Source organism: Limnohabitans sp. INBF002 (assembly GCF_027924905.1).
Classification (GTDB): domain Bacteria; phylum Pseudomonadota; class Gammaproteobacteria; order Burkholderiales; family Burkholderiaceae_C; genus Limnohabitans.
In genome coordinates this window covers 39879-64553 of the sequence record NZ_AP027055.1, presented here as the reverse complement: position 1 = coordinate 64553, position 24675 = coordinate 39879, and the positions used below count along the sequence as shown (strand labels likewise).

Annotated in this window: 21 protein-coding genes and 1 riboswitch; of the genes, 10 read left to right on the top strand and 11 right to left on the bottom strand. The window is 58.8% G+C overall.

Annotated elements, in window-relative coordinates; translation table 11 throughout:
• Positions 1-4: 4 nt before the first annotated feature.
• Entirely contained in the window at positions 5-1111 is a 1107-nt protein-coding gene (alr, locus tag QMG15_RS00260) for an alanine racemase (RefSeq protein WP_281788977.1), read from the bottom strand.
• Between the two features lie 99 nt (positions 1112-1210).
• Between alr and lplT the strand changes: the two genes are divergently transcribed.
• The 3 genes from lplT to QMG15_RS00245 are packed head-to-tail and all read left to right on the top strand — an operon-like array spanning position 1211 to position 4023.
• Entirely contained in the window at positions 1211-2518 is a 1308-nt protein-coding gene (lplT, locus tag QMG15_RS00255) for a lysophospholipid transporter LplT (protein ID WP_281788976.1), read from the top strand.
• A gap of 3 nt (positions 2519-2521) precedes the next feature.
• A complete protein-coding gene (locus QMG15_RS00250) occupies positions 2522-3481 on the top strand; it encodes a DMT family transporter (protein WP_281788975.1) in 960 nt (319 codons plus the stop codon).
• Between the two features lie 56 nt (positions 3482-3537).
• On the top strand, positions 3538-4023 hold the full coding sequence (locus tag QMG15_RS00245) for a glutathione peroxidase (protein ID WP_281788974.1): 486 nt from the start codon (positions 3538-3540) through the stop codon (positions 4021-4023).
• Between the two features lie 7 nt (positions 4024-4030).
• Here QMG15_RS00245 and glcF read toward each other — a convergent pair whose 3' ends face one another.
• The 5 genes from glcF to QMG15_RS00220 all read right to left on the bottom strand — a co-directional run bounded on the left by glcF (position 4031) and on the right by QMG15_RS00220 (position 9282).
• The gene (glcF, locus tag QMG15_RS00240) at positions 4031-5275 is read right to left on the bottom strand and encodes a glycolate oxidase subunit GlcF (RefSeq protein ID WP_281788973.1); all 1245 of its coding nucleotides are present in this window, start codon (positions 5273-5275) and stop codon (positions 4031-4033) included.
• A gap of 27 nt (positions 5276-5302) precedes the next feature.
• Positions 5303-6520, bottom strand: a complete 1218-nt coding sequence (glcE, locus tag QMG15_RS00235) for a glycolate oxidase subunit GlcE (RefSeq protein WP_281790042.1) — start codon at positions 6518-6520, stop codon at positions 5303-5305.
• Positions 6521-6656: 136 nt separating this feature from the next.
• Positions 6657-8126 (bottom strand): ammonium transporter, encoded by a 1470-nt coding sequence (amt, locus tag QMG15_RS00230; RefSeq protein ID WP_281788972.1) that lies wholly within the window; start codon positions 8124-8126, stop codon positions 6657-6659.
• A 15-nt stretch (positions 8127-8141) separates the two neighbouring features.
• Positions 8142-8480, bottom strand: coding sequence for a P-II family nitrogen regulator (locus QMG15_RS00225; RefSeq protein WP_108359522.1), 339 nt, complete (start codon positions 8478-8480; stop codon positions 8142-8144).
• A gap of 31 nt (positions 8481-8511) precedes the next feature.
• A complete protein-coding gene (locus QMG15_RS00220) occupies positions 8512-9282 on the bottom strand; it encodes a TorF family putative porin (protein WP_281788971.1) in 771 nt (256 codons plus the stop codon).
• A gap of 210 nt (positions 9283-9492) precedes the next feature.
• On the opposite strand from QMG15_RS00220, the gene QMG15_RS00215 reads away from it, so the two are divergent.
• On the top strand, positions 9493-11064 hold the full coding sequence (locus QMG15_RS00215) for a YifB family Mg chelatase-like AAA ATPase (protein WP_281788970.1): 1572 nt from the start codon (positions 9493-9495) through the stop codon (positions 11062-11064).
• Between the two features lie 6 nt (positions 11065-11070).
• Here the strand turns inward: QMG15_RS00215 and QMG15_RS00210 are convergent, their stop codons facing one another.
• On the bottom strand, positions 11071-11808 hold the full coding sequence (locus QMG15_RS00210; protein WP_281788968.1) for a putative DNA-binding domain-containing protein: 738 nt from the start codon (positions 11806-11808) through the stop codon (positions 11071-11073).
• Positions 11802-12527, bottom strand: coding sequence for a DUF692 family multinuclear iron-containing protein (locus QMG15_RS00205; RefSeq protein ID WP_281788967.1), 726 nt, complete (start codon positions 12525-12527; stop codon positions 11802-11804). Before QMG15_RS00205 ends, QMG15_RS00210 begins: the two co-directional genes overlap by 7 nt.
• Positions 12528-12703: 176 nt before the next feature.
• Between QMG15_RS00205 and QMG15_RS00200 the strand changes: the two genes are divergently transcribed.
• Positions 12704-13903 carry an MFS transporter gene (locus QMG15_RS00200; protein WP_281788966.1) on the top strand — a complete coding sequence of 400 codons (1200 nt, stop codon included), beginning with the start codon at positions 12704-12706 and terminating at the stop codon, positions 13901-13903.
• A gap of 40 nt (positions 13904-13943) precedes the next feature.
• Here the strand turns inward: QMG15_RS00200 and metH are convergent, their stop codons facing one another.
• Positions 13944-16691 (bottom strand): methionine synthase, encoded by a 2748-nt coding sequence (gene metH, locus QMG15_RS00195; RefSeq protein ID WP_281788965.1) that lies wholly within the window; start codon positions 16689-16691, stop codon positions 13944-13946.
• A 25-nt stretch (positions 16692-16716) separates the two neighbouring features.
• Positions 16717-16811: riboswitch (S-adenosyl-L-homocysteine riboswitch) on the bottom strand.
• 169 nt (positions 16812-16980) lie between these two features.
• Between metH and QMG15_RS00190 the strand changes: the two genes are divergently transcribed.
• Positions 16981-17505 carry a DUF4377 domain-containing protein gene (locus tag QMG15_RS00190; protein WP_281788964.1) on the top strand — a complete coding sequence of 175 codons (525 nt, stop codon included), beginning with the start codon at positions 16981-16983 and terminating at the stop codon, positions 17503-17505.
• Between the two features lie 16 nt (positions 17506-17521).
• On the opposite strand, the gene QMG15_RS00185 is transcribed toward QMG15_RS00190, so the two are convergent.
• Both QMG15_RS00185 and QMG15_RS00180 read right to left on the bottom strand, forming a co-directional pair.
• On the bottom strand, positions 17522-17764 hold the full coding sequence (locus QMG15_RS00185; protein WP_281788963.1) for a hypothetical protein: 243 nt from the start codon (positions 17762-17764) through the stop codon (positions 17522-17524).
• A 126-nt stretch (positions 17765-17890) separates the two neighbouring features.
• Positions 17891-18934, bottom strand: coding sequence for a homocysteine S-methyltransferase family protein (locus tag QMG15_RS00180; RefSeq protein WP_281788962.1), 1044 nt, complete (start codon positions 18932-18934; stop codon positions 17891-17893).
• Between the two features lie 110 nt (positions 18935-19044).
• Between QMG15_RS00180 and recQ the strand changes: the two genes are divergently transcribed.
• The 4 genes from recQ (at position 19045) to QMG15_RS00160 (ending at position 24638) form a co-directional block, all read left to right on the top strand.
• Entirely contained in the window at positions 19045-20943 is a 1899-nt protein-coding gene (gene recQ, locus QMG15_RS00175; RefSeq protein WP_281788961.1) for a DNA helicase RecQ, read from the top strand.
• A gap of 94 nt (positions 20944-21037) precedes the next feature.
• Positions 21038-21169, top strand: a complete 132-nt coding sequence (locus QMG15_RS00170) for a hypothetical protein (protein WP_281788960.1) — start codon at positions 21038-21040, stop codon at positions 21167-21169.
• 234 nt (positions 21170-21403) lie between these two features.
• Complete coding sequence (locus QMG15_RS00165; RefSeq protein ID WP_281788959.1) at positions 21404-23242, top strand: phosphoenolpyruvate carboxykinase (GTP); 1839 nt, start codon at positions 21404-21406, stop codon at positions 23240-23242.
• Between the two features lie 190 nt (positions 23243-23432).
• Positions 23433-24638 carry an ABC transporter substrate-binding protein gene (locus QMG15_RS00160; protein ID WP_281788958.1) on the top strand — a complete coding sequence of 402 codons (1206 nt, stop codon included), beginning with the start codon at positions 23433-23435 and terminating at the stop codon, positions 24636-24638.
• Positions 24639-24675: the final 37 nt, after the last annotated feature.

Sequence of the window (24675 nt, the reverse complement as noted above, 5' to 3'; positions counted from 1 at the left end):
CGATTCAGTCCTGCGTGAACCCCACGCGGCCAGACACTGCGCACATCAACTCATAGCCCACCGTGCCCGCGGCTTGGGCGACCTCGTCAATCGGCAGCACTGTGCCGTTGCTGGCTTTGCCCCACAGCGTGACTTCGCTGCCAAAGCCCGCTTCATGACCTGTTTCAACGCAAGGCGTGAGGTCAACCGCAATCATGTCCATGCTCACGCGGCCCAAGGTGCGGGTGCGCACCCCGTCCACCAACACAGGCGTGCCCGTGGGGCAATGGCGGGGGTAACCATCGGCATAGCCGCAGGCCACCACACCTAAGCGCATGGGCGCATCTGCTTTGAACGACGAACCGTAACCCACGGTGTCGCCCGCTTGCAAGTCTTGCGTGGCAATGATGCGGCTGCGCAAACTCATGGTGGGTTGTAAATCCCACTGCGCGATGTTGCGCTCTGGAAAGTCGGGCGCGCTGCCATACAGCGCAATGCCGGGGCGTACCCAATCGGCAGCCACTGCCGCATCGCCAGCGTGACGCAACAAGCCCGCGCTGTTGCAAGTGCTGCGCTCGCCGGGCAAGTCTTCGGTGGTTTTGGTGAACGTGGCGATTTGTTCGGCAATGCCTTTGGGGCCATCGGCATCGCTGAAGTGGGTGATGAGCGAAATCTCATCCACTTGCGGCAACTGGTTCAAGCGTGTCCACGCCGAACGAAACCGTGTGGGCGTGAAACCCAAGCGGTTCATACCGCTGTTCATTTTGAGGAATATTCGGTGCGGCACTTGGGTTTTGTGACGGCTGAGCATGTCAATTTGCTCGTCGCAATGCACGGTGTGCCACAGGTCTAGGCGTGAGCAAAGCTCTAAATCGCGAGACTCAAACACGCCTTCCAGCAACAGCACCGGTCCGCGCCAGCCCAAGCTGCGTAGGCGTTGCGCCTCATCGAGGTCTAACAGCGCAAAGCCGTCGGCACCTCGCAAACCCTCAAACACACGCTCAATGCCATGGCCATACGCATTGGCTTTGACCACCGCCCACACACGGGCGTCAGGAGCAGCAACGCGCATGCGCGCCAAGTTATGACGCAAAGCGTCGGTGTGAACAAAGGCTTGTATCGGACGGGGCATGGTCAATATTGTGGCACCCGCGTGATATAACCTTGGGTAGATACAGAAGAAAGAAGAATCAGCAGGCTCGCAGTACGCTGCGAGCTGCCAGACCCATCCATGAAGCGCGGTTTTTACACGATCATGTCGGCCCAATTTTTCAGTTCGTTGGCCGACAACGCACTGTTTGTCACAGCCGTCGAATTACTGAAATCAGATGGCGCCGCCGAATGGCAGCGCGCCGCTCTGGTGCCTATGTTTGCCCTGTTCTACGTGGTGCTCGCCCCATTCGTGGGCGCGTTTGCCGACTCACGACCGAAGGGCGAAGTCATGCTCATGAGCAACACCATCAAAGTGGTGGGTTGCTTGATGATGCTGTTTGGCGTGCATCCTTTGCTGGCTTACGCTGTTGTCGGTTTGGGCGCTGCGGCGTACTCGCCCGCCAAGTACGGCATCCTGACCGAGCTGCTGCCCGCCTCACAGTTGGTCAAAGCCAACGGTTGGATTGAAGGTTTGACCATCACCTCCATCATCTTGGGCGTGTTGTTGGGTGGCCAATTGGTAGGGCCAAATTTGTCAGCTTGGTTGTTGTCGTTTGATTTGCCATTCGTCACCACGGGTGTAGACACCTCGGCCGAGGCTGCGATTTGTTTGTTGATTCCTCTGTATGCCTTGGCGGCTTGGTTCAACAAGCGCATTCCTTACACCGGCGCGGCGTTGATTCCGATGCGCCTGGACTCCGAAAAAACCATGGCGCGCAACCTCTTGGCGCTGGTGCCCGACTTCTGGCATTGCAACCAACGCTTGTGGCACGACAAGCTGGGCCAAATTTCTTTGGCCACCACCACCTTGTTCTGGGGCGTGAGCGGCAATCTGCGCTACATCGTGCTGGCTTGGAGCGCTGCCGCTTTGGGCTACACCACCACACAAGCCTCTAGCTTGGTGGGTGTGGTGGCCATCGGCACCGCCGTGGGCGCAGTGGTGGCGTCCATGAAGATGCGGCTCGACCACGCGACCCGCCTCATGCCTTTGGGCATTGCCATGGGCTGCTTTGTGGTGGCGATGAACTTCATCGACAACCTCTGGCTGGCTGTGCCCTTCCTCATTGTCTTGGGGGGCTTGGGCGGCTTTTTGGTGGTGCCGATGAATGCCTTGTTGCAACACCGAGGTCACAACCTCATGGGTGCGGGCCGTTCCATCGCCGTGCAAAACCTGAACGAACAACTGTGTATCTTGGGCCTCGGCTTTTTGTACACCTTCAGCACGGGCATGGGGCTCAGCGCCTTTGGTGCCATCACCGCCTTCGGCGCGTTGGTGGGTTATGTGATGTGGCTCATCAAGTTGTGGCACGAACACAACCACAAACACCACCGTGAAGAACTTGCACGTTTGATGCACATCGCGCGCAACGACGACTTGCACGGTTAAGTTTTGACCACACGCCCCCTGCTGGCCGTGTTGGCATTGGCCCTCAACGCTTTGGTGTGGGGCCTGTCTTGGTGGCCACTGCGCCAACTCGACACCGACGGACTTCACCCCTTATGGACCACCGCCGCGGTGTTTATCTTGGCCACGGTGGTACTGATCTTCATTAACCCGTCAAGCTGGCGATACTTCAAACAACACCCGCAACTTTGGTGGCTCATGGCTGCCTCGGGTCTTACAAACGTCGGCTTTAACTGGGCCGTCACAACGGGCGATGTGGTGCGCGTGGTGTTGCTGTTTTATCTCATGCCCACATGGTCGCTGTTGCTGGCGTGGTGGCTGCTGGATGAACGGCCCACACGCGGCGCCTTGGCGCGTTTGGGCCTGGCGCTACTCGGCGTGGTGTTGGTGCTGAAAACGCCCGAATCTGCTTGGCCTCTGCCGCAAGATTTGTCTGACGTGCTGGCGCTGCTAGGCGGTTTTTGTTTTGCGCTCACCAATATTTGGCTGCTGCGCTTGCAACACACACCTGAGTCCGCCCGCATGGTCGCCATGTTCAGCGGTGGCGCCCTGATGGCGGTGGCGTGCGCGGTGCTGGCCACGGCGGCGGGCGTGGTTCCCACCGCCCAAGTGTTTGCCGTGCCGCTTGAAAGCCATGGTGTGTCAGGCTTTTTCAATTGGCTGACCGACGCTTTCGTGGCGCAACAAGTGGCGACATGGGCACCTTGGGTTTTGGGTTTGAGCGCGGCTTTTTTGGTGTCTAACTTTGCGCTGCAATACGGCGCCGCCCGCTTGAGTGCGCACACCACCGCGATGGTGATGATGTCGGAAGTCGTGTTTGCCAGCGTGTCCTCGGTGGCACTAGGGGCATCGACGCTGACGTGGCGCGTGGGCCTGGGTGGCGGCATGATTGTGTTGGCTGCGCTGCTGGCATCGCAAGCGCACACCGACAAAAACCACGCTTGATCGACTTTAAGTGCCTCGCTTTCGCGCGCAGGCACTTGCTTTGAAAGGCTTCGCCAATGACTACTTTGACCGACTTCACCGCCAACCGCATTGATGGCACACCGTTGTCATTTGCTGACCTGAAAGGCCAAGTGCTGCTCATCGTCAACACCGCCAGCGCTTGCGGGTTCACGCCGCAGTTTGAAGGCTTAGAGGCACTGCACAAAACCTATGCCTCGCAAGGCTTGGCCGTCATTGGTTTTCCGTGCAACCAGTTTGGCGCGCAAGACCCCGGGAGCAACGCCGAGATTGGTGCCTTCTGCCAACGCAACTACGGCGTGAGCTTTGCAATGATGGAAAAAGTCGACGTGAATGGCGACAGCGCGCACCCGCTGTTCAAGTGGGTCAAAGCAGAAGCGCCCGGTCTCTTGGGCAGCGAAGCCATCAAATGGAACTTCACCAAATTCTTGGTGGGCAAAGATGGGCGTGTGCTCAAGCGCTACGCGTCGATGGATACGCCCGCCAAATTGGCGAAGGACATTGAAGCCGCCCTGGCTTCGTGAACTAGGTTTAGTTCAACGCCTCATCCAGCACTTCCACCCAATGCTTCACCGGCACATCGGTGCCGCTTTGCAAATGGGTAATACAGCCGACGTTGGCGCTCAGAATCGCTTTGGGCTGGAGCGCATCAAGGTGGCCGAGTTTGCGGTCACGCAAGGTGGTGCTGATCTCGGGATTGAGCACACTGTAGGTGCCTGCTGAACCGCAACACAAATGCGATTCGGTGTTGGCCACTTGAATGGCAAAGCCCAACTCGGCCAAGTGCTTTTCAACACCGCCTTTGAGTTGCTGGCCGTGCTGCAAAGTGCACGGTGGGTGGAAGGCTTGCATGCCCGCGCTGGCCAACACGTGGGCTTTCAACTTGGGCTTGAGCACCGGCACCAACTCGGGCAAAAACTCGCTCAAGTCTTGCGTGAGTTCGCTGATGCGTTTGGCTTTGTCGGCGTAGGCAGCATCGTCTTTCAGCACGTGGCCGTAGTCTTTCACCATCACGCCGCAGCCTGAGGCGTTCATCACGATGGCCTCCACGCCTTGTTCAACAAAGGGCCACCAAGCGTCGATGTTGTTGCGCATGTGGGCCATGCCGCCGTCTTGGTCGTTCAAGTGGAATTTCACCGCGCCACAGCAACCGGCTTCGGGCGCCACAATAGTTTGAATGCCGGCCGCATTCAGCACGCGCGCCGTGGCCGTGTTGATGTTGGGCAGCATGGCGGGTTGTACGCAGCCTGCGAGCATCAGCACTTTGCGGGCGTGGGTTTGGGTGGGCCACACCACGCCATTGCGTTCTGCCGTTTGGGGCGCTGGCACTTTGGCTTTGAGCTTGGCGGGCAGAACACCACGCACGGCTTGACCCAACTTCATGGCGGGCGCAAACAGCGGCGAGGGCAAGCCTTCTTTCAAGGCCCAGCGCAACAGGCGCTCGCCCATGGGGCGCGGCACTTGCGCATCCACCACTTTGCGGCCCACGTCCACCAAGTGACCGTATTGCACGCCGCTGGGGCAAGTGCTTTCGCAGTTGCGGCAGGTGAGGCAACGGTCCAAATGCTGTTGCGTGGCGCGGGTGGGCGTGGCACCTTCAAACACTTGCTTCATCAAGTAGATGCGCCCGCGTGGACCGTCTAGCTCGTCGCCCAACAGTTGGTACGTGGGGCACGTCGCCGTGCAAAAACCGCAGTGCACGCACTTGCGCAAGATGGCTTCGGCTGCTTCGCCTTCGGGCGTGCCGATGTATTGGGGGGCCAGGTTGGTTTGCATGTGGGGCTCTGAAATTGACGTGTGGGTTTAAACGCGACCGGGGTTGAAGATGCCCGCTGGGTCAAACTGTTTTTTGAGTTCGTTTTGAATGCGCTGCTGCACGGCGTTGAGTGGGGTGTACACGCCCACTTGCTTGTCGACATCGCCCAAGGTTTGGCGACTGGCCGTGCTGGTGCGAAACAAGGTGGCGTGACCGCCTGCTTTCACCGCCGCGTCGCGCACTTGGGTGGCTGCCGAGGCGGGCGCCCACAGCCAGCGTTGTGCGCCGTGCCATTCGATGTATTGCGCACACGCGGCGCCGTTCACGCGCACATCCAGCACAGGGGCGGTTTGCGGCACGCTCAAGCGCCACAAGCAGTCTTGTTCGGTAGGCGCTTTGAAGAAGTCCAAGGTTTGCTCGCCGCTGGCTGTCCAATCGGCAGCCACATCTGCGCTGTCCATGCGTGTGACTTGCGCGCCCAAGGCTTGCACGTCAGCACTCATCTTGATCACAGCAGCGTCGACGGCAGCCACGGCACCACGCAGGCGCACAAAGAAAAAGTCTTGTGCGGGCGAGGCGGTGGTGTCGTACACCCACGCACTGGCATTGAGTGGCAGCGGCTGACCGCCCCATTGGTTGATGAGTTTCAAAGCTTGCGCTTGGCTCACACCCGCGCACACCAAGGTGGCTTCGCCGGGGGCCACAGGCAGCACTTTCAAAGACACTTCGGTGATCAGGCCCAACTGACCCCAGCTGCCGGCCAGCAAACGCGACACGTCGTAGCCCGCCACGTTCTTCATCACTTGGCCGCCGAAGGTGAGGTGTTCGCCTTTGCCGTTGATGACGCGCGCACCCAACACAAAGTCGCGCACCGTGCCCACGCTGGCGCGGGCCGGGCCGCTCAGACCCGCAGCAACCATGCCGCCAATCGTGGCGCCTTCGCCAAGATGCAGTGGCTGGCCCAAGGCGTCGAGCCGCCCTGCAGTGAAGTGCGGCGGCTCGAAAGCAAAGCTTTGGCCTTTTTCAGCCAAGGCGGCTTCCACCTCGGCCAAGGGCGTCCCGCAGCGCACGGTGATGACCAGCTCACTCGGCTCGTAGCTCAAGATGCCGCTGTAGCCACGGGTGTCGAGCACCTCGCCTTGCAGAGACTGGCCTAAAAAGTCTTTGGTGCCGCCGCCGCGCAAGCGCAAAGGCTGGCCGGTTTGGGAGGCATTCAAAATGCGGTCGGTGAAATCTTGGAGGGTGTGTTGCAGCGTGTCTTGCATGGCCAACATGGTAGCCGCTAGGTCTGGCGCTGGTTTTGAATTTTTTGCACAGCTCTGTCAAAAATCGTTCGCCCACAAAAAAGCCCGCCGTGAGGCGGGCTGTGAAGTCCAAGGAGATCTTGAAGTACTTGAAAAATTAACGGTGGTAGGCAGTTTCGCCGTGTGAGCTGATGTCGAGGCCTTCGCGCTCTTCTTCTTCGCTGACACGCAGACCCAAAACCATGTCCACAATTTTGTAGGCGATGAAAGACACCACACCCGACCAAACAATGGTGGTCACCACAGCTTCCAACTGGATCAGCACTTGGCCGCCGATGGAATACTCTGGGCTCACGGCGTTGGCAACGTAGTCAAAAATGCCCGTGCCGCCGAGGGATGGCGCAGCAAACACGCCAGTCAACAACGCACCCACAATACCGCCCACGCCGTGGACGCCGAACACGTCGAGTGAGTCGTCAGCGCCCAAGAGGCGTTTCAAACCGTTCACACCCCACAGACACAAGAAGCCGCCAGCAGCACCGATCACGATGGCACCCATGGGGCCCACGAAACCGCAAGCTGGGGTGATCGCCACCAAGCCGGCCACAGCACCAGAAGCAGCGCCCAACATAGAGGCCTTGCCTTTAGACAATGCTTCACCTGCAATCCAAGCCAGGGTCGCAGCAGCCGTCGCCACCAAGGTGTTCACGAAAGCGAGGGCAGCAACACCGTTGGCTTCCAGGTTAGAGCCGGCGTTGAAACCGAACCAACCCACCCACAAGAGAGATGCGCCAACCATGGTCAACGTCAAGCTGTGAGGTGCCATGGATTCTTTGCCGTAGCCTGTGCGTTTGCCGATCACGTATGCGCCGACCAAACCAGCCACCGCAGCGTTGATGTGCACCACAGTACCGCCAGCGAAGTCCAAAGCACCCTTGGCCCACAACCAGCCAGCAGCGGCAGTCACAGTTTCCAAAGTCGCAGCATCCGTGATGGCGTCTGGGCCGTCCCAATACCAAACCATGTGGGCCACGGGCAAGTAGCTGAACGTGAACCAGATGGTGCAGAACAACAACACAGCCGAGAAGCGCACACGCTCAGCAAATGCACCCACGATCAAGGCACACGTGATGGCTGCGAATGTGGCTTGGAACGCCACGAATGACAGCTCAGGAATCACAACACCTTTGCTGAACGTGGCAGCAACGGAGTCAGGCGTGATGGTGGCCAAGAACAACTTGTCAAAGCCGCCGAAGAACGGTGAACCGCCAGAGAATGCCAAGGTGTAGCCGTAGACGACCCACAACACATAAATGAGTGAGCTCACGACAAACACTTGCATCAGCACTGACAGCATGTTCTTGCTGCGGACCAAACCGCCGTAGAACAAGGCCAAGCCTGGGATGGTCATCAAGATCACCAACAGCGTGGACACAGTCATCCAAGCGGTGTCGCCTTTGTTAGGCACAGGTGCGGGGGCTGCAGTGGCAGCCGTTGCGGCAGCAGCGGGCGCTGCAGCAGGAGCTGTGACTTTGACGTCAGCAGCAGGGGCAGTTTGTGCCATCGCGGCGGTGCCGCCAAGCAGCAGACCAAACCCGAGGGCCAGAGAGGCTAGAAATTTTTTCATGATGCGTCTTCTTTCTTAAAGCGCTTCCACGCCGGTTTCGCCGGTACGGATGCGGACAACTTGTTCGAGGTCGTAAACAAAAATCTTGCCGTCGCCGATTTTTCCGGTACGGGCAGAACCTTCGATGGCTTCGATGGCGCGGTCAACGTGTTCAGCGTCAACGGCGGCTTCAATCTTGACCTTTGGCAAGAAGTCAACCACGTACTCAGCACCGCGATACAACTCGGTATGGCCTTTCTGACGGCCGAAGCCCTTGACCTCAGTAACAGTGATACCTTGCACCCCAATTTGGGAAAGGGCCTCGCGGACCTCGTCCAACTTGAAAGGTTTGATGATGGCGGTGATGAGTTTCATGGTTGCTCCTAGAGAAGACAGTTAGCTTGGGTTAGAAGCTGTACTTGACGCCGACGACCAAGGCGTTTTTCGACGTGTTGTAACCATTTGAGGTCAGGTTGTCGTTGTATTTGGCTGTTGTTGCGATCGAAGCAACGCTGGCAGACAAACCGTCACCCAAGTCTTTGCTCAAAGTCAATGAGTAATCGGTGTAGCTGTAACCAGCGTTGTTAGCCACGGTTTGACGACCAGCATGTGGGGCGAAGGTGTAACCATTGCCCAAGTCGAAGTTGGCGGTCAAATCAAAATAGCTGCTGTGCTTAGAGCCACCGTTGGCATGCTGACCGAACAAATCAGACAATGTGTATGAGTACTTGGCAGTCAACACACCATAAGTGGCGGCGCCATAAATTTCATCAGTATTTGGATTGGAATAATCGGCACCAATTTTGTTGTAAGTGTTGTTCACGTATTGGTAACGAAGGTAGCCCACGTCATACGCAATGCCAGCAGCTTCAAATTTATAGCCGCCGTACAAGTCGAGCTCAACAGGGCCTTTGGTATCAACACTGTTGTGCGTGCCCGCTTCCTTGATCCACTTGATGGTCGAACCCCAAGCGCCCAAATAGAAGCCATTGGCATTGGCATAGTCCACGCCACCTTGCAAAGCTGCGTCGCCTTTGGTTTGTGCGATACCGCGGTAACGGTATTGGCTCACCACGCCCACGTTGTAAGTGACTTCGGGTGCAACAGGCGCAGTTTGCGCGAATGCAGCAGAAGAGGTGGCCAAGATGGCCAACACGATTTTGGACTTGAGGTTCATAGTTTTCTCCATTGAAAAATTAAGAGGGATACACCTACTTAGCAGGGTCCGTGCCAGCGTTGAAATCCACAAAAGTGCGCTCTTCACTAGAACTAAGACCCAAAGTGATGCAGTAGTCTGGCTACTCATCCATTTTGATGCACACAGTTGGTGCATCACTTTGTCTTACATGCCCCGCTATGGGGATGAAAACTCAAAAAGAGAAGATTTATGACGCTCGCGTTAATTCACAGCCGCGCACTCTTGGGTTTGCAAGCACCGGCCGTGACCGTTGAGGTGCATTTGGCCAATGGCCTGCCCAGCTTCACCTTGGTGGGACTGGCGGATACCGAAGTTAAAGAAGCGCGCGAACGCGTGCGCTGCGCCATTCAAAACGCAGGCTTGGATTTCCCAACGAACAAACGCATCACGGTGAACCTCGCGCCCGCCGACTTGCCCAAAGACTCTGGCCGTTTTGACTTGCCGATTGCTTTGGGCATCTTGGCGGCGAATGGTCAGCTCGACGAGGCCGCATTGGCTTTGCATGAGTTTGCGGGCGAGTTGTCTTTGTCGGGCGAGCTGCGTCCCGTGCGCGGCGCACTCGCCATGGGGCTGGCCCTGCGCAGTGCGGGGGTGCGCACGCGGTTGGTGTTGCCGCCCGGCAGCGCAGAAGAGGCCGCACTCGTGCCCACCGCCGAGGTGTACCGCGCCCAACATTTGAGCGATGTGGTGGCGCACTTTGCCAAACCCGAGGTGAAAGGCTTGGTCGCGCAACGCGAAGAGGCCACGACGCACCCGGTACACACGACCGAAGGATGGTCGCGCATTGAGACGCCCACCTTCAGCGCACCCGCCGCCGCTCACCACCCGGACCTTGCCGACGTGAAGGGCCAAGCAGGCCCGCGACGCGCCCTAGAGATTGCAGCAGCGGGTGGGCACTCTCTTCTATTAGTAGGACCGCCCGGCACAGGCAAGTCCATGCTGGCGCAACGCTTTGCGGCCTTGCTGCCCGACATGACGTTGGACGAGGCCTTGGAAAGCGCTGCGATTGCCAGCCTAGCCGGTCGTTTTGAGTTGAACCAGTGGATGCAGCGCCCTACGCGCAGCCCGCACCACACGGCCACCTCGGTGGCCTTGGTGGGTGGCGGCACACCGCCTAGACCGGGGGAAATTTCTTTGGCACACAACGGCGTGTTGTTTCTGGATGAGTTGGCCGAAGTCAAACGCAGCGCACTCGAAGCGTTGCGTGAACCGCTGGAGAACGGCCACATCACCATTTCACGCGCGGCCACACAGGCCAAATTTCCGGCGCGTTTTCAACTCATCTCGGCCATGAACCCCTGCCCTTGCGGCTACTTGGGCTCGCCCCTCAAGGCTTGCCGATGCACGCCCGACCAAGTGGCGCGTTACCAAGGCAAGCTCAGCGGCCCATTGCTAGACCGCATCGACTTGCAGGTGGAAGTGCCCACGTTGGCCACCGAGGTGTTGATGCAAAGCGGGACGGGTGAATCCACAGCCACCGTTCGTGCGCGTTGTTTGGTCGCGCACGCCAAAGCACTGGTGCGACAAGGCGCCCCCAACCACGGTTTGCAAGGCCAAGCCTTGGAAACGCACATGCACCTCGATGCAGCAGCGGCCACGTTTTTACAAAACGCTGCCAGCAAGCTTGGCTGGTCTAGCCGCAGCACACACCGTGCACTGCGCGTGGCGCGCACGATTGCCGACTTGGCCGACAGCACATCCGTGCAAGTGGCGCATGTGGCCGAAGCACTGCAATACCGGCGCGTGTTGGTCAACCACTGACAGGCATCACACGCGGGTGCCCAGCACCACGCCCTCGCGTTGCAACTGCGCCATGACGTGCGCCCCTTCACGCACAAAAACGGCGGGCTCGGGGTGCGACAGCCATTGGGCCAACACCCTCAGCGCTTGTTCGCCCGTTTGTCCTTCGCGCAGAAGGTCCAACAGCTGCCCACGAAACACGCTGCTCGACAACACATGCAAGGCCTCATTCGTATCGCGCAACATCGACACATGGGTGCTTTCCATGCCCTCGGGTTTGTGTTTGGTGTCTATGCCACGCACAGGCCAGGCGTACGCAGCCTCGACATGGGTGGGGTTGAGCACCACGGGGTGCTGCATCACATCGCCCTGTGCGTCAAACGCAGGCCAATCAACGGGCGCCGCCATCACGGCACTTTGCAACCAATCAAAGTGGGCCAGGTCGTGCAGCCAAGCTTGCAGGCTTTGCATCTCTGGGCTTTCACACACATGGTCCACAAAGGCACGTTGCACGGCGTTGGGCCAAGGCGCATGGCTGGGGGCATTTTTGAGGAATGCGCGCACGGCGTGTGCCCACACCCGCTCACCCAACAAAGCGCGCGTCACCGGAAACGCTGGGTCAAGCACCTCGCACAAATGCGTCACCATCGCTTGCGTGCATGCTGTGACATCCGCAGCAGCTACTCCCTCAGGAGCAGGCACGCACACCGGGTCGCGCAAGTGGCGGGCCAGTGCAAATTGGCATTGGCGGAAATCGTTCAACATGCCACGGCCTCCAAATCCAGCTGCTTCACATCGTCAACGCAGCGGGCCACGCGGCGGTGTGTGTGCGCAAGCACATCCGCCAACAACGGAGACTCGCTGCCGACACGCACATAGTCCACGCTTGCCAATGGCAGTTCTTTTAAGAACGCATGGGCGTCAAAACTGAACCGCAAGGCGTTGGCGGCCAACGCATGTAAATCCAAATGCAAGCTGCAGCCCGACGCACGCACCACGGCGCTGATGAATTGCGCCTCGTTCATCTCCACTTGCAGTGGCTTCATGTGATGCGCCACGTTGCGAATACCGATGCGCAAACCCAAGGCCTCTTGCACTTGGGCAATGCGCGCCACCGTCCAAGCCACCGCCGCTTGCGTGCTGGGAATCGGCAGGTTGATGAACAAGGGGGCATCGTCAGCGCTCCACGCGAGGGCTTCTGAAAACACTTGGACGTTGTGTGTGGCCATGAAGACACGCAAGTCGCGCAGCACGTCTGGGTCCAATGCGCTCGGGCCACCCAAGGACAGGCTTTGGCTCAAACACACACTGGGGTAGCGTTGGGTCAGCTGTTGCAAATCTTGGCCAACGCGACCGCCCACCCCCACCCAGTCGGGCGGTGTGAGTTCTAAAAACTGCAACGCGTCTGGTGCGCATTTTTTCAGCGGCGCCAGCAGCGCGGGGCGCAAGGCCAAGCCTGCCCCGTGCAAGATGTGATGTTTCATAAAGTACCGTCCTATCCATGGGCCAACACTTGGCCTCAGGCGACTACTTCGACACCGATTGGCGGAACATGACGAAACGAATTTGCAAATTAACTTCTTTTTAACTTCGGCCCCAAACTCTCACAAATCACACAAGCGTCAGATTGGATGTTTCAGGCTTCGTATGATCAGCGCTCATGCCTCGTTCCCATTTTTCCCGTCACGATGCCCGCTTCGTTTGGGCGCTGTCCGCGCTGCAACTCATCGCTTGGGGCAGTGTGTTTTACGGTTTCGCCTTGTTCATGGTGCCGTTGGAACAAGCCTTGGGCATGAGCCGCGCCGAGTCGTCGCTGGGCTTTAGTTTGATGCTGTTGGCCGAGGGCGTGCTGGCGTTCCCCGTGGGTCGTTGGATTGACCGCGGTCACGAACGCGCGGTGATGACAGGCGGCTCGCTGCTGGTGGGGTTGGCTTTTTTTCTGCACAGCCGCATTCACACACCCACCGAGTTTTATGCGGTGTGGACGTTGCTGGGCGTGGGCTTGGCGGGCACCTTGTACCCACCGGCTTTTGCGGTGTTGACGCGGCGCTTTCCTAACCATTTCAGACGCGCCATCATCACGCTCACATTTTTGGGTGGTTTGGCCAGCACGGTGTTCATGCCGTTGGTGGCGTGGTTGATCGACGCCTTCGGCTGGCGCGATGCGCTGTGTGTGCTGGGCGCCATACACGTGCTGGTGTGTGTGCCCGTTCACTGGATGCTGCTGCGCAATGCGCCGCAGCGTGCTGTGCTTGCCAGTGCGCACACGGATAGCGACACACTCGCCGGCTACTTGCGCCAGCCCACGTTTTGGCAATTGGCGGTGTTTGTGGTGTTGCTCATGGGCGTGACGTCTGCGCTGCCCGCACACATGGTGAGCCTGTTGCGCGAAGCGGGCATGGATGCGTCATGGGCCATTGCCGTACCCGCCAGCATTGGCGTGTTGCAGGTGATAGGCCGCTTGGGTTTGTACCTGACCGAGCACCGCGTGAATGTGCACGCCGCCAACCGCTGGGTGACGGTGCTGATTCCTCTCGGGTTTTTGATGCTGCTCATCAGCGCTGGCCACGGCATGTGGGGCGCGGTGTTTGTGGTGTTCTACGGTTTGGGCAACGGCATGCTCACCATCGTCAAAGGCACGGTGATGGCGCAATACGTGAGCCGCGAACACATGGGCAGTTTGAACGGTTTGCTGGGATTGCCCATGGCACTGGCGCGCGCCGCAGCGCCGTGGCTCATGGGGCTGCTGTGGTCTGCCGAGACGGGCTACACGGCGGGGCTGTGGTTGATGTTGGTTGCCAGCGTGGTGGGCGTGGCGGCTTTGTGGTCCGCGCAAAAAACCATCGCCTTTGACAAGTAAAAAAGCCCGTATTCAGCGGGCTTTCATGCAAACCACGCGTTTACAAATTAGGCGCCAGCAAACGCTCTAAGTCTTTCACCGCCACGCCTTGGCGTTGCGCCAAGTCTTGCACTTGGTCGTCGCCAATACGGCCCACGTTGAAATACTTGGCTTCGGGGTGGGCCAAGTAAAACCCGCTCACGCTGGCGGCGGGCGTCATGGCCAAGCTGCTGGTCAAACCCATGTCGATTTCTTCGCACTGCAAGACACGGAACATGTCTTGTTTGGCGCTGTGGTCAGGGCAGGCTGGGTAGCCGGGTGCAGGACGAATGCCTTGGTATTTTTCTTTGATGAGGTCTTGGTTACTCAACGCCTCGTCTGCCGCGTAGCCCCACAAATCGGTACGCACGCGGTGGTGCATGCACTCGGCAAAAGCTTCGGCCAAGCGGTCGGCCAAGGCTTTGAACAAAATGGCTGAGTAGTCGTCGTGCGCGTCAATGAAGCGCTTTTCTTGCTTCTCTGCGCCTAGTCCTGCAGTTACAGCAAACAAGCCAACATAGTCAGCCGCTTGGGTTTGGTCGGCCACAAAGTCAGACAAACAACGGTTGGGGTTGTTGTTGGGCTTGACCGTTTGTTGGCGCAAGCCGTGCCATGTCATCACCTGCTGCTGACGGGTTTCGTCGGCGTACAAAACGATGTCGTCGCCCACGCGCTGCGCGGGGTACAAGCCCACCACCGCGTTGGCGGTGAGCCAGCGGTTGGCGATGATTTTTTTCAGCATCGCTTGGCCATCGGCGAACACCTTCTTGGCTTCCACGCCCACCACGGCATCTTCCAAGATGGCAGGGAATGGACCGGCCAAATCCCAAGTTTGGAAGAACGGTGCCCAGTCGATGTATTTTTCTAGCTCAGCGAGGTCAAAGTTTTTGAAGACGCGGCGGCCAATGAACTTGGGTTTCGCGGGCTTGTAATTGTCAAAGCTCACGGGCGTGGCATTGGCACGCGCTTGGGCCAAGGTGACCAACGGCGTTTGTTTTTTGTTGGCGTGTTGCTCGCGCACCTGGGCATAGTCGGCATTCAACTCGGCAATGTATTTGGCCGCTTGGTCTGACAACAAACCTTGTGCCACGCTCACGCTGCGTGAGGCATCGGGCACGTAGACCACGGGGCCGCTGTAGTTGGGGGCAATCTTCACGGCGGTGTGCACGCGGCTGCAGGTCGCACCGCCAATCAGCAATGGCATTTGGCGGTTGCGGAAATACGGGTCTTTCTCCATCTCGCTGGCCACGTATTGCATTTCTTCCAGCGACGGCGTGATGAGGCCGGACAAGCCGATGATGTCTGCGCCCTCTTCTTTGGCCTTGGCCAAAATTTCATGGCAGGGCACCATCACGCCCATGTTCACCACTTCGTAGTTGTTGCACTGCAAAACCACGGTGACGATATTTTTGCCAATGTCATGCACGTCGCCCTTGACCGTGGCGATGACCATCTTGCCCTTGGCTTTCACGTCTTGGCCCGCTTCGGCTTGCAAGCGTTTCTCTTCTTCAATGTAGGGCACCAAGTGCGCCACCGCTTGCTTCATCACGCGGGCCGACTTGACCACTTGCGGCAAGAACATCTTGCCTTGGCCAAACAAATCACCCACCACGTTCATGCCGTCCATCAACGGACCTTCGATGACGTGCAGCGGGCGACCGCCCTTGGCCAAAATGTCGCGATACGCCTCTTCGGTGTCAACGGTGATGAAGTCGGTGATGCCGTGCACCAGTGCGTGGCTCAAACGATGCGCCACCGTCACAGGGGCCTCGGCAGTGCCGCGCCAAGCCAACTTTTGGCTGTCGTCTTTGGCTGCGCCTTTGGCGCTCTCGGCCACTTCAATCAGGCGCTCGCCTGGCGTGAGGTGCGCTTCGCCTTCTTTGTATTGGGGGACGCGGTTCAACACCACGTCTTCCACGCGCTCGCGCAGCGTGGCTTCGAGGTCGTCATACACGCCCACCATGCCGGCGTTGACGATCCCCATGTCCATGCCCGCTTGAATGGCGTGGTACAGAAACACGGTGTGGATGGCTTCGCGCACGGGGTCGTTGCCACGGAATGAAAAGCTCACGTTCGACACACCGCCACTCACCTTCGCGCCGGGCAGGTTTTGCTTGATCCAACGCGTGGCGTTGATGAAGTCCACCGCATAGTTATCGTGCTCTTCAATGCCGGTGGCAATGGCAAAGATGTTGGGGTCGAAGATGATGTCTTCGGGTGGAAAGCCCACCTCGTCTACCAACACGCGGTAAGCGCGTTCGCAAATTTCAATCTTGCGGGCGTAGGTGTCGGCTTGGCCTTTTTCGTCAAACGCCATCACCACCGCTGCCGCGCCGTAACGCTTGACCAGCTTGGCTTGGCGCTTGAACTCGTCCAAGCCTTCTTTCATGCTGATGGAGTTGACGATGCCCTTGCCTTGAATACAACGCAGGCCCGCTTCGATGACCGACCACTTCGATGAGTCCACCATCACCGGCACGCGTGCAATGTCGGGCTCGCCCGCCATGAGGTTCAAGAAACGTACCATCGCGGCTTGGCTGTCCAACATGGCTTCGTCCATGTTGACGTCAATCACTTGTGCGCCGTTTTCCACTTGCTGACGCGCGACGGCCAAGGCTTGCTCGTACTCGCCGTTCAAAATCATGCGCGCAAAGGCTTTGGAGCCAGTGACGTTGGTACGCTCGCCAACGTTGACAAACAAACTGCCCTCGCCGATGGAGACTGGCTCAAGGCCAGACAGCTTCATGGGGGGAACTGCAGTGGAATTCATGGGGGTACTCACCTGGGGCTAACAAAACAGGTGAGCGTCGTTGCAAAAGATTCGGCCCCAAGCCTGACTTCACGCGCAAGTCCTGAAAGGACGGGTGAAGCTGCAACGCTCCTTGAGGAAGGCGATATTTTAACGGGTCGCGCAACCCGCATGCGCCATGCCTAAACAGATGAGCTTTTCTCTGTTACTTTTAGACACAAGCAGAACAACGTTCTGTTTTTAATCATTTTGTACACCGTACATCCGACCCAAACGTTAATAAGGCCTGATCACCTAAAAAGCGCACCCCATGTTCACACGCTTATTGCTCGCATCGCTTCTCGTCATCTCGACGCAAGCACAGGCCCAAGGCCAAGACCAAACCCATACACCGCCCCAAATCTGCACCCGCGAGTACGCGCCTGTTTGCGGGCAATTGGGGCAGGAAACGAAAACGTTCCCCACCCGTTGCGTGATGCTGAGCCAAGGGGGAACTTGGGTGTCTAACGGTGCGTGTCCGGCCACCCCGCCCACCGCGCAGTCCAAAGAAATCACGCTCACCGTGGCCGCCGAAGATGTGGCGTGCATGGGGGCCGCGCCCATGCGCTGTTTGCAAGTGCAAGAGGGCGATGCGCCAACGTGGTCTAAGTTTTACAACCGCATTGAAGGCTTCACCTTCAAGCCGGGCGTGCGCTACACCTTGTTGGTGCGCGTGACGCCCATTCCCAACCCACCCGCCGACATGGCCGACACACGCTATGAGCTGGTGCGCGAGTTGTCGCGCAGTCCCACGTTAGAGCGTCTGCGTTACTTGCGAGAACTCAAAGTCTATTGAGCCGCTGATGAAGGTGTCACGCGCGACGTGGCCGCGTCATCAAGTAAGTGCTGCGGTAGTTGTCCCACTCCACCACGGGCGCATGTGCGCTTAAGAACTCGCGCAGCAACTGGCTGGCTTGCAGCTTGGTCAGGGCTAATTTTTCAGAAATCAGGGTGCGGTTGACGTGGCCATGCTCTTTGTAAATCGCCAGCACAGAGTCGATGCGGCTCTGCAGGTGAACATCGGCAGGAGGGGTGATTGAAATTTCTGTAGACATGAACGGTAACGTTGAACGATTACCGCCATTCTCGAAATCAAATGCCGCCCTGTAAATCCGCTTATTGGCGTATACCCTTATTTACTTTCAGCCCAAAAGATTTCGTTTTGAAGAACGATTAAATACTTAGGCTGCTTCGCGATAAAACGGTCCCGCGCTCAAGGCACGTGCTTTTTGGTCGGCCACCGCATTGCCAATGGCCGCGATGTGCTCGGGCGTGGTGCCGCAGCAGCCGCCCACGATGTTCACCAAACCTTCGGCGGCAAACTCGTGCAGCAAGCGGCTGGTCACATCGGGCGTTTCGTCAAAGCCGGTGTCGCTCATGGGGTTGGGCAAGCCGGCGTTGGGGTAGCAGCTGATGAAGGTGTCGCCCGCGACTTTGTTGAGCTCTTGAATGTAGGGGCGCATCAGCGTGGCACCCAAGGCGCAGTTCAGGCCAATGGCCAGCGGCTGCGCGTGGCGCACGCTGTGCCAAAACGCGGTCACGGTTTGGCCGCTCAAAATGCGGCCCGAAGCATCGGTCACCGTGCCGCTGATGATGAGCGGCAAGCGCTCGCCCGAGGCTTCAAAGAATTCTTCAATCGCAAACAGCGCGGCTTTGGCGTTGAGCGTGTCAAAAATGGTTTCCACCAACAACACATCCGAGCCGCCTTCGACCAAGGCTTTGACTTGGTCGTAATACGCGGCGCGTAACTCTTCAAAGTTGACATTGCGTGCGCCCGCGTCGTTCACATCGGGGCTGATGCTGGCAGTTTTGGGCGTGGGGCCCACGGCGCCCGCCACGAAGCGGGGTTTGTCGGGCGTGCTGTATTTGTCGCAGGCTTCGCGGGCAATGCGGGCCGAGGCCAGGTTCATCTCGTAGGCCAAATCGGCCATGTCGTAGTCAGCTTGGGCGATGGTGGTGGCGCCAAAGGTGTTGGTCTCGATCAGGTCGGCGCCAGCCGCCAAGTAACGTTCGTGAATGTCGCGAATCACATCGGGGCGGGTGAGGCTGAGCAATTCGTTGTTGCCCTTCACGTCTTTGTGGAAGTCTTTGAATCGATCACCGCGGTATTGCTCTTCGGTCAACTTGAAGCGCTGAATCATGGTGCCCATCGCGCCGTCGAGGATGGCGATGCGTTTGGCCAAGATGGCGGGTAATTCTTTTGCGCGTGTGTAGGCTTGGGTCATCCCGCCATTGTAAGAAGCAGGGACAATAGCCGGCTCATGCCCTCGTTGATCCCCACTCACACCCCCTCTGACCGCCTTACCAGCTTGGTCAGCGCACGCCGAAAGCTGCCGTGTCCACGCCTGTGAATCCGCAAGACATCTTGCGCGAAGTCTTTGGCTACGGCGCCTTTCGCGGCCCCCAAGAAGCCATCGTCAACCACGTGTGCGGCGGCGGCGATGCGTTGGTGCTCATGCCCACGGGCGGCGGGAAATCGCTCTGTTACCAAATTCCGGCCATTGCCCGCCAGCGTGCGGGGCACGGCATCACCATCGTGGTGTCGCCGCTCATCGCGCTCATGCACGACCAAGTGGGCGCGCTGCACGAGGCGGGGGTTGAAGCCGCGTTTTTAAATTCCAGCCTCACCGGCGAAGAAGCCAACGCGGTGGAGCAACGCCTGCGCCGTGGCGACATCACTCTGCTCTACGCCGCGCCCGAGCGCATCACCACACCGCGTTTTTTGGCGCAGCTGGATGCCCTGCACGAACAAGGCCAGCTCAGCCTGTTTGCCATTGACGAAGCGCATTGCGTGAGCCAATGGGGCCACGACTTCCGCCCCGAATACCGCGCCCTCACCGTGCTGCACGAGCGCTACGCGGGCGTGCCGCGCATGGCGCTCACCGCCACCGCCGATGCGCTGACGCGCGCCGACATCGTGGAGCGCTTGCAGCTGGAAGACGCGCAACAGTTCGTCAGCAGCTTTGACCGCCCCAACATCCGTTACACCATCGTCGAAAAGAAAGACGCGTCCACCCAGCTACTGCGCTTCATCCAGCGCGAGCACACGGGCCCCTATGGCCAAGACAGCGGCATCGTCTATTGCCAATCGCGCAAGCGGGTGGAAGAAGTGGCCAAGAACTTGTGCGACGCAGGCATTGCCGCGTTGCCATACCACGCAGGTTTGGATGGCGCCATTCGGCAAAAGCACCAAAACCGTTTTTTGCGTGAAGACGGTTTGGTGATGGTCGCCACCGTGGCGTTTGGCATGGGCATCGACAAACCCGATGTGCGCTTTGTGGCGCACTTGGACATGCCCAAAAACATCGAAGGCTATTACCAAGAAACCGGCCGTGGTGGCCGCGACGGCCAAGCTGCGCACGCGTGGATGGCCTACGGCCTGAACGATGTCGTCAACCAACGCCGCATGATTGATGAGAGCCCCGCAGGCGAAGACTTCAAGCAAGTCATGCGCGGCAAACTCGACGCCCTACTGGCCTTGGCCGAAGCCACAGACTGCCGACGCGTGCGTCTGCTGGGCTACTTTGACGAAACCTACAAGTCACCCGAAAACGGCGCACCCCGCTACACCTGCGGCAACTGCGACAACTGCCTCAACCCGCCAGACATTTGGGACGGCACCGAAGCTGCTCGCATGTTGCTGTCCACCATCTACCGCGTGAAGCAACAAAGCGGCATGTCGTTTGGCGCAGGCCACATGATGGACATCTTGCGTGGCAAGGCCACCGAGAAGGTCAACCAATATGGCCACGAGAAGCTCAGCACCTTCGGCATTGGCGCGCACTTCAGCGAGGTGCAGCTGCGCGGTGTGCTGCGCCAGCTCATCGCGCTCGGCGCTTTGGGTGTGGATGCGCAAGCTTTCAACACCTTGTATTTGACCGAGGCCTCGCGCGGCGTGCTCAAAGGCGAAGTCACCGTGCGCTTGCGTGCCTCGGCGTCCACCCCCGCTGACCGCAAAGGCAAACGCGCAGCCAGCGGCGCTTCCAAACCCGCGCCCATCGCGCTGGACGACGCAGGCCAACAACGCTACGACGCGCTCAAGGCTTGGCGTGGCGAGGTGGCCCGCTCGCACAACTTGCCCGCCTACGTCATCTTCCATGACGCCACGCTGGCCGCGATTGCGCAAGCCGAGCCGCACGACTTGGAAGCGCTGCAAGGCATCGCTGGCATCGGCGCCAAAAAGCTCGAAGCCTATGGCGACGAGGTGCTGCGCGTGGTGGCCCTGCCCGCCTAAGCGGGCAGCATCGACGGGTTTACCCTGTCTCCACGACGACTGCAAAGTGGGCGAACTCTCCTAGAATTTGGAGAACTTAAATAGGAGACTAACCATGTCACACCATGACCACGCGGCCGAACAAGATGTTGTTGAAGCCATCGTTCCCTTGATGCCCATCGTGTTGCCCGTTGCTGGCGCCGTGCTGATGTTCTTGTTGGCGTTCATTGCCGTATTCATGGCCTAAGTGCCCTGATGACCGCACCATGTTCGGTCATCAGCCTCAAAAAAGCGCCACTCTTGGCGCTTTTTTGCATTCTTTTGGGTTCTTTTTCCCTTTTTTGATGCCCCTTGAAAGCCTCCGTAAGGGGTTGGTTTCTTAAAATAAGGCACCGTTTCACACGGCCGTAATGAATTGAGGTCAGAGCCTCGCAGCAACTCGCTGGGCTTTGACCTCAATTTTTTGACTTAGGAGCTTCCCATGAACATCAACGCACCCGCGTATGTAAAAAATCCCAAGCTGGTCGCTTGGGTCGGCGAAATGGCCGCTTTGTGCAAGCCAGACACCGTGTACTGGTGTGACGGCAGCGACGAGGAATACAACCGTCTCTGCCAACAATTGGTCGATGCCGGCACATTCAAAAAGCTCAACCCCGCCAAGCGCCCCAACTCTTTTCTAGCTTGCTCTGACCCCTCAGACGTGGCCCGCGTGGAAGACCGCACTTACATCTGCTCAGAGAAAAAAGAAAATGCGGGCCCCACCAACAACTGGATGGCGCCCGCCGAGATGCGCGCCACCTTGAACCCTTTGTTCGACGGCTGTATGAAAGGCCGCACCATGTATGTGGTGCCATTCAGCATGGGCCCCATGGGTTCGCACATCGCGCACGTGGGCATCGAGCTGTCTGACAGCGCTTATGTGGCAGTGAACCAAAAAATCATGACCCGCATGGGCAAAGCCGTGTACGACGTGATTGGCACCGACGGCGCGTTTGTGCCTTGCGTGCACACCGTGGGCGCACCTTTGGCCGCAGGCCAAGCCGACGTGAAGTGGCCTTGCAGCAAGACCAAGTACATCGTGCACTACCCAGAGACCCGCGAAATTTGGTCTTACGGCTCGGGCTACGGCGGCAACGCTTTGCTGGGCAAGAAGTGCTTTGCGTTGCGCATTGCGTCGAACATGGGCCGCGACCAAGGATGGCTCGCCGAGCACATGCTCATCTTGGGCGTGACCAACCCCCAAGGCAAAAAGTACCACGTCGCAGCCGCGTTCCCCAGCGCTTGCGGCAAAACCAACTTCTCGATGTTGGTGCCCCCAGAAGGCTTTGACGGCTGGAAAGTCACCACCATCGGTGACGACATTGCTTGGATCAAGCCGCACTCGGACGGCAAGTTGTACGCGATCAACCCCGAAGCGGGTTACTTTGGCGTGGCACCTGGCACCAACTTCCACACCAACCCCAACTGCATGGCCAGCTTGGACAAGGACGTGATCTTCACCAACGTCGCGCTGACCGACGACGGCGACGTGTGGTGGGAAGGCATGGAAAAAGACACCGGCTCCATGCCCGACCACTTGATCGACTGGCAAGGCAAGGACTGGACGCCAGCCATTGCCAAAGAGACTGGCGCCAAAGCCGCTCACCCCAACGCCCGTTTCACCGTGGCTGCCACCAACAACCCCGCGCTGGACCACCAATGGGACGACGCCGATGGCGTGGCGATTGACGCGTTCATCTTCGGTGGCCGCCGCTCCACCACCGTGCCTTTGGTGACCGAAGCACGCAACTGGACCGAAGGCGTGTACATGGCCGCAACCATGGGCTCTGAAACCACCGCTGCCGCCGCTGGCCAACAAGGCGTGGTGCGCCGCGACCCGTTCGCCATGTTGCCGTTCATGGGCTACAACATGAGCGACTACTTCCAACACTGGCTCAACATGGGCGACAAGCTCAAGGCCGGTGGTGCCAAAGTGCCCGCCATCTACTGCGTCAACTGGTTCCGCAAGGGCGAAGATGGCAAGTTTGTGTGGCCAGGCTACGGCGAAAACATGCGCGTGTTGAAGTGGATGATTGACCGCATCGAAGGCCAAACCAAAGGCAAAGAAAACGTGTTCGGCGTGAGCCCCACGTATGAAGAAATCAACTGGACAGGCCTGAACTTCACGGCTGAGCAATTCAACACCGTCACCAGCATCGACAAAGCCGCTTGGGTCGACGAGTTGAAACTGCACGAAGAGTTGTTCACCCAACTGGCCTACCACCTGCCCGTTGAGATGACCGCAACCAAGGCCGCTTTGGCTGCACGTTTGGAAGCGTGATTCAAGTGCCACTGACAGACGCATCGCAAGATGCGCACTGAATGTGAAGAGCCCCGCATAGCGGGGCTTTTTCTTTGGGGCTTTGATATCTCGTATGCAAATGCCTTTTGCGTTTGCAAGACAATTCGTGCTTCACACATTTTTAGGCGCGGGTTGCCGCAACCCACGCTTGCTTTCAAAGGCCACTTTCGTGAACACCACACTTGCATCAACCCTGCGCACCGCCGCCCTGCTCTTCAGCGTGGCGGCCTTACCCGCCTTCGCTCAAAACGTCATCAAGATTGGCGAGATCAACAGCTACAAGGCCCAGCCCGCCTTCCTCGACCCGTACAAAAAGGGCATGGAGTTGGCGGTGGAAGAGATCAACGCCGCAGGCGGCGTGAACGGCAAACAGCTGCAACTCATCACGCGTGACGACAACGCCTCACCCGGCGACGCCGTGCGTGCCGCCGAAGAGCTGCTGAGCCGCGAAAAGGTGGATGTGCTCTCGGGCGCCTTCCTCTCACACATCGGTTTGGCGCTGGGCGACTTTGCCAAGCAACGCAAAGTGTTCTTCCTCGCGGGCGAGCCGCTGACCGACAAAATGGTCTGGCAAAACGGCAACCGCTACACCTACCGCCTGCGCGCCAGCACCTACATGCAAGTGGCCATGCTGGTGCCCGAAGCCGCCAAGCTCAAGAAAAAACGCTGGGCCGTGGTGTACCCCAACTACGAATACGGCCAATCGGCTGCGGCCACCTTCAAACAACTGCTGAAGGCCGCGCAGCCCGATGTGGAGTTTGTGGCCGAGCAAGCCCCCGCGCTGGGCAAGATTGATGCAGGCTCCGTCACGCAAGCGATTGCCGATGCCAAGCCCGACGCCATCTTCAACGTGCTGTTTGCTACCGACCTGGCCAAGTTTGTGCGCGAAGGCAACACACGCGGTGTGTTCCAAGGCCGTGAAGTGGTGAGCCTGTTAACAGGGGAGCCAGAGTATTTGGAGCCGCTCAAAGACGAAACACCCAATGGCTGGATCGTCACGGGCTACCCTTGGTACGGCGTGCAAACCCCCGAGCACAAAGCCTTTTACTTGGCCTACCACCGCAAGTACAACGACCACCCGCGCTTGGGCTCGGTCGTGGGCTACAGCATGATTCAGGCTTTGGCCGCAGGCATCAGCAAAGCCAAAAGAACCGACAGCGAGAAGCTGGTCACTGCGTTCAGTGGTTTGAAATTCAGCACGCCTTATGGCCCCGTGATGTTCCGCAAGCAAGACAACCAGTCCACCATGGGCGCCTTCTTGGGTCGCACCAAGAATGAAGGCGGCAAGGGTGTGTTGGTAGACTACCGCTACATCGACGGCGCCAGTGTGCAACCCAGCGATGACGTTGTGAAAAAACTCAGACCGAGCAACTAAACGCCCCTCGAACCTCAACACAACGCCCGCCTCTTGC

Coding starts and splice junctions, on each gene's coding strand:
- QMG15_RS00185 (WP_281788963.1), bottom strand. CDS start 17,764: ATGTCTACAGAAATTTCAATCACCCCTCCTGCCGATGTTCACCTGCAG.
- QMG15_RS00190 (WP_281788964.1), top strand. CDS start 16,981: ATGTTCACACGCTTATTGCTCGCATCGCTTCTCGTCATCTCGACGCAA.
- alr (WP_281788977.1), bottom strand. CDS start 1,111: ATGCCCCGTCCGATACAAGCCTTTGTTCACACCGACGCTTTGCGTCAT.
- QMG15_RS00215 (WP_281788970.1), top strand. CDS start 9,493: ATGACGCTCGCGTTAATTCACAGCCGCGCACTCTTGGGTTTGCAAGCA.
- QMG15_RS00170 (WP_281788960.1), top strand. CDS start 21,038: ATGTCACACCATGACCACGCGGCCGAACAAGATGTTGTTGAAGCCATC.
- lplT (WP_281788976.1), top strand. CDS start 1,211: ATGAAGCGCGGTTTTTACACGATCATGTCGGCCCAATTTTTCAGTTCG.
- glcF (WP_281788973.1), bottom strand. CDS start 5,275: ATGCAAACCAACCTGGCCCCCCAATACATCGGCACGCCCGAAGGCGAA.
- glcE (WP_281790042.1), bottom strand. CDS start 6,520: ATGCAAGACACGCTGCAACACACCCTCCAAGATTTCACCGACCGCATT.
- metH (WP_281788965.1), bottom strand. CDS start 16,691: ATGAATTCCACTGCAGTTCCCCCCATGAAGCTGTCTGGCCTTGAGCCA.
- QMG15_RS00180 (WP_281788962.1), bottom strand. CDS start 18,934: ATGACCCAAGCCTACACACGCGCAAAAGAATTACCCGCCATCTTGGCC.
- QMG15_RS00245 (WP_281788974.1), top strand. CDS start 3,538: ATGACTACTTTGACCGACTTCACCGCCAACCGCATTGATGGCACACCG.
- QMG15_RS00165 (WP_281788959.1), top strand. CDS start 21,404: ATGAACATCAACGCACCCGCGTATGTAAAAAATCCCAAGCTGGTCGCT.
- QMG15_RS00220 (WP_281788971.1), bottom strand. CDS start 9,282: ATGAACCTCAAGTCCAAAATCGTGTTGGCCATCTTGGCCACCTCTTCT.
- QMG15_RS00210 (WP_281788968.1), bottom strand. CDS start 11,808: ATGTTGAACGATTTCCGCCAATGCCAATTTGCACTGGCCCGCCACTTG.
- QMG15_RS00200 (WP_281788966.1), top strand. CDS start 12,704: ATGCCTCGTTCCCATTTTTCCCGTCACGATGCCCGCTTCGTTTGGGCG.
- QMG15_RS00205 (WP_281788967.1), bottom strand. CDS start 12,527: ATGAAACATCACATCTTGCACGGGGCAGGCTTGGCCTTGCGCCCCGCG.
- amt (WP_281788972.1), bottom strand. CDS start 8,126: ATGAAAAAATTTCTAGCCTCTCTGGCCCTCGGGTTTGGTCTGCTGCTT.
- QMG15_RS00225 (WP_108359522.1), bottom strand. CDS start 8,480: ATGAAACTCATCACCGCCATCATCAAACCTTTCAAGTTGGACGAGGTC.